The 4654-nt window shown below is 34.1% G+C and carries 4 protein-coding genes; 3 read left to right on the top strand and 1 reads right to left on the bottom strand.

What is annotated here, in order from left to right; genetic code table 11:
* Nucleotide 1: 1 nt before the first annotated feature.
* Nucleotides 2-1612 (bottom strand): FMN-binding glutamate synthase family protein, encoded by a 1611-nt coding sequence (locus CW357_RS17690; RefSeq protein ID WP_124218757.1) that lies wholly within the window; start codon nucleotides 1610-1612, stop codon nucleotides 2-4.
* Nucleotides 1613-1979: 367 nt separating this feature from the next.
* On the opposite strand from CW357_RS17690, the gene CW357_RS17695 reads away from it, so the two are divergent.
* The 3 genes from CW357_RS17695 (at nucleotide 1980) to CW357_RS17705 (ending at nucleotide 4556) form a co-directional block, all read left to right on the top strand.
* Complete coding sequence (locus tag CW357_RS17695; protein WP_124218759.1) at nucleotides 1980-2351, top strand: hypothetical protein; 372 nt, start codon at nucleotides 1980-1982, stop codon at nucleotides 2349-2351.
* On the top strand, nucleotides 2348-2584 hold the full coding sequence (locus tag CW357_RS17700) for a hypothetical protein (protein WP_119414959.1): 237 nt from the start codon (nucleotides 2348-2350) through the stop codon (nucleotides 2582-2584). The genes CW357_RS17695 and CW357_RS17700 overlap by 4 nt, the downstream gene beginning before the upstream one ends.
* Before the next feature lie 289 nt (nucleotides 2585-2873).
* Nucleotides 2874-4556: a methyl-accepting chemotaxis protein gene (locus CW357_RS17705; protein WP_119414958.1), complete on the top strand. Its 1683-nt coding sequence runs from the start codon at nucleotides 2874-2876 to the stop codon at nucleotides 4554-4556.
* Nucleotides 4557-4654: the final 98 nt, after the last annotated feature.

Here is a 4654-nt window from a genome sequence, read left to right on the forward strand (position 1 = left end):
TTTATATGCGTTGTTTGAATACGGGTTTACGTTGAATATCCTTCAAAATCGTATCTAAAGATATAATAACACCCCTATCATCCTTGAACATGATATGTTCAGGCTTGAAGTGAACGGGGGAATCCAAGCCAGCAGCAGCTCCTAATCGGAATAGGCCTTTTCGAAGTGTTATTAAGTAATTGACAACTCTATATTTCTTTTCATCAATGACAAGGGCTTTTTGTAAGTCAGGATCAGTAGTAGTAACACCAACTGGACATGCATTAGAATTACATTTCATCGCTTGAATACATCCGATAGTAATCATGAAGCCTCTTGCTACATTGACGAGATCTGCACCCATTGCAATGGCAATAGCGATTCGGTCTGGTGTAAATAATTTACCGGAAGCAATAATCTTTACGCGATCTCTAACGCCATATTTCGTTAAAGTGGTATGGAGAATAGGCAAAGCAGACTTAATCGGTAATCCAACACTATCGATTAGTTCTTGATAGGAAGCACCTGTACCACCTTCACCACCATCAACTGTTATAAAATCAGGACCTTTTCCAGATTCCTTCATGTACTTCGCTAATTCTTTAATGCTGTCATTTCCACCTACAACAAGCTTCATACCAACTGGTTTGCCAGTAACTTTTCGAATCTTTTCGATAAATAATACCATGCTTTTAACATCATGAAATTGGTGGAAACGATTTGGACTGTCTACGGATTTATAAGGCTCTACTTTTCTTATTTCCGCAATTTCAGGTGAAACTTTTTCACCGTCAATATGTCCACCGCGGGTTTTTGCACCTTGAGCGAGTTTTATTTCAAATGCTTTGACTTGTGGGATCTCGCTTTTCCTTTTTAGCTCTTCCCAATCGACATCACCATCTTTGTCACGAATGCCGAATAAGCCAGGGCCAATTTGCATAATGATATCCACCCCACCTTTTAAATGATAGGGAGATAATCCACCTTCACCAGTATTCATCCAAGTCCCTTTTGCTAAAGCTAGTCCTTCTGATAATGTAGTCACAGCCCGATCCCCGAGAGAACCGTAACTCATTGCGGACATACCGACAAGGCTTTTGACGACAAATGGATGTTCAGTATTTGGTCCAATTGTAATAGCATCATCATCATGCAACAAATAAGCAGATGTTTCTTCTACTGACCATTTCTCATCTCTTTGAGTAAATAGGGGGTCTTTTAAGAGTAAATATCTTTTCGTTTTAACGCTAACATCTGGATCGTATTTCAGTTCTTCTGATAACTTCGGAAACATAGCATTACGAACATAGAATCCTTCTTCTTCATAATCACGTTTCGAACCAAAAGCGACTACTTCTCGCATATATTTTGCACCTTTTACGATATGCTCATAGTCTACTCTAGAAAAAGGTTTTCCTTCTAAATCTCCATTAAACCAATACTGCCGCATTTCTGGACCAATCTTTTCAAAAAAATAACGAATCCGACCTAGCATTGGATAATTTCTTAAAATCGCATGTCTTTTTTGATTGCGATCAAATATAAGTGTGTACAAAATAAGAAATATAATTGCTAATATAACAATTACAATACATGCAAATCCAATTATAATTAGACGATCTGCAATATTCATGCTATGAAAATCCTCCTTTTATCTTGCATTAACTGGCAGTGGCAGTAAGAGCACCCAGCGTTGCGAATCACTGCCTGTAAAGGTCTCACTAGTGAAACAAAAACATCAGTAGGGAAAAATACTTCAATGACAAAGCTTACAAACCCTCAGATGGAAGCTCTACTATAGTGATCATCTTCTGTAGTGATATCTCTAATGTTGTCGAATATTAGATTGTTTATACAGTAGGAAGAATTTGATTCATGCTCTATATTTAAAGAAGTTATGTATGTCAAAATAGGCACACCATATTTAGAAATAAAAGTAACTATAACTAATGTACGATAAGTGCTCCTATGCTAAACTTATAGCAAAGGAGTGTTATGGATTGAATGCTATCAAGTTATTGAGTGGGATTTTAGGTGCCACTTTATTAATGTGTTTTGATTTCTTTAAAGTGTGGGAAATTTGGGGGTTCCTGCCGAATTGGCTTTGGATTGTAGTAGGCATTGGACTGTTAATGTTTAGTGTTTTCTCACCAGCTAGTAATGGTAAAATGGTGCATTTTTATATAGAAGTAGTCGTCATGACATACTTAGTCGCCTTAATCTTAGTTTTACCACTATTTGGTGGTGTATCTTCAGTAGGCTTTAATGCAAATGAGCCTTTTTTATGGATTGCTGTTTTATTGACGATATGGCAACTTAATTCTTATCGAAAACGAATAGTAAAACAACAAAAGGATGGGCAAAAGGCATGAGCCATCAAGTGATAATTGTAGATTATTCATTTCATGGAACAATTACTTGTTTTATCAAAATACAAGGTTTTGATGCAGAAAATAATATTCCTTTTGAAGGGGTAATACGCATGGTCGATGGGGTGCCTTATGGAGATTTAATCCGAGAAGGGACAAGTAATCTTTCTAAAGAAAGTATTCGCTATGTAAAGTTATATCTTGAAAAGAAATATATTGAGGGTTATTTTTCTTGAGAAAGTTAAAAAATGGAATTTCAAGTAGATGAAAGATAATTTTTATAAAATATCAAAAAATTAAAACAGTGACTACCTAGTATATATCAATTATACTAGGTAGTTTCGTCTATTAATGGAAAATAATCGATAATAACAAGTTATTTAGTAATATAATCTCATTACATTTTCTGGTATAATAATGCTATTATAGAAGTGTGTCATTAGATTCCCGAAATATTTTTCTAATATTATAACTCGAAGGAATTTTTTGATTTTTTAATCTATATTGGGGAGAGGGTATTCAATTATGTCTGTGCAAAAGAAAATTAGTATGGGTTTTATCATATTATTTGTGTACATAATGATTCTAGAATGTGTCAACTATAATCGAATGAGTAGTGTTTTAGAATCATTTAACGGGGTTATAAATGAAAATGTACAAAGTATTAAAGATGTTAGTGAGATTAAAGCGAATCTCTCAAGTGAAGGTTTGTATTTAAGAGGATTTATCATCGAGAATAGTGCATCGAATTCTCAAAAACTAGTTGGTTATCAAGATAAAATTACAAAACTCATTGATCAACTTCAAAAAAGTGAAAATTCAAAAACCCTAAAAGATTATACAAAATCAATGAGTGCAACAATGGCAAGTTATAATGAAACAGTAGATAAAATAATAGAATATAAAAATTCGGGAAATGATGAAGATGCAATACTAGAATTGAATAATGCTGAATCAGCTTATCAAAGCTTAATGATTAACATTAATGCAATTGAAAAATTCCAACAAAAAGAATTGGATGCTGCCAAAGCAGATGCTAGTCATGATGTATTAGTTGCAAATGTTATTTCGTTTATCATTTCTATTTTCGGAATGTTAACGGCACTTCTATTTATTAAACGTGTTAAAAGAATTGTTGTAAAACCATTATTGAAAGTTGTAGAAAGTGCGAAACAAATTGCATCCGGAGATTTAACGCATCCAGATATTCATATTAAGTCAAAAGATGAGTTGGGCACATTAGCAACATCATTTAATGAAATGAAAAAGAACTTACAAACGATTATTAATCGCATAGGGGAAAGTTCACAACAATTATCAGCTTCAATCGAAGAATTGTCAGCTTCTACTGAAGAAATCTCAAACGCTGCAGATGAAGTATCAAATAGTGTTGAACTAACTTCTAAAGGAGCAACGGATTCTGCAGAGATTGCTCAAGATGCAGCGAAAGCTATGCATGAAACTTCTGCTGGTGTTCAATTGATAGCTGAAAGTTCACAATCTATTTTCCAAGAAGCAAAGCAAGCTTCTGAACTTGCTGAAAATGGCGGTAAAATTTTAAATGTTGCTAAAGAACAAATTCAAGTTATTTCGGATACAACAAATCAAACAAATGAATTAATCACACGGTTAAAAAATCAAGCTAGTGAAATTCAAAAAATGACAAAAGCAATCACAGATATTTCGGAACAAACGAATCTTTTGGCATTAAATGCAGCCATTGAAGCCGCAAGAGCAGGAGAGCACGGTAAAGGATTTGCTGTCGTTGCGGATGAAGTACGAAAATTAGCTGAAGGATCAAAAAATTCAGCAGAACAAATTGTCAAACTGATTAGTACTATTCAAGAAGATACAGAAATTGTTGCAAAATCGGTATCAAGTAACTTAACGAATGTTCAAGAAGGCGTTTATATTATCACAAATGCAACAGATGCGTTTGGTCATATCTATGATTCAGTGGATAAAATGACAAATCGTTTAGAAGAAGTGACTTCAACTTCTGTACAACTGTCAGCAGCATCAGAAGAAGTTACAGCATCTGTTGAGGATATATCTAACCAATCTGTTCAATCAGCTGAATCTACAAATGCTATATCTGGATCAATCGAAGAACAAAATGCGACTCTACAAGAAATGTCTAGTGTTGTTCAAGAAATAAGTAAGAAAGCAGTCGATTTACAAGAACTTACGCAACAATTCAAAGTATAAATAAAGACTGCTTTACATTGAAATAACGAAAATAACCGAAACGTTGGTATAACAGCGTTTCGGTTTTTTTGGTTCTATACTAATTGTTGGGGTTGTCA

It is taken from the genome of Rummeliibacillus sp. TYF005 (assembly GCF_003844195.1).
GTDB lineage: Bacteria > Bacillota > Bacilli > Bacillales_A > Planococcaceae > Rummeliibacillus.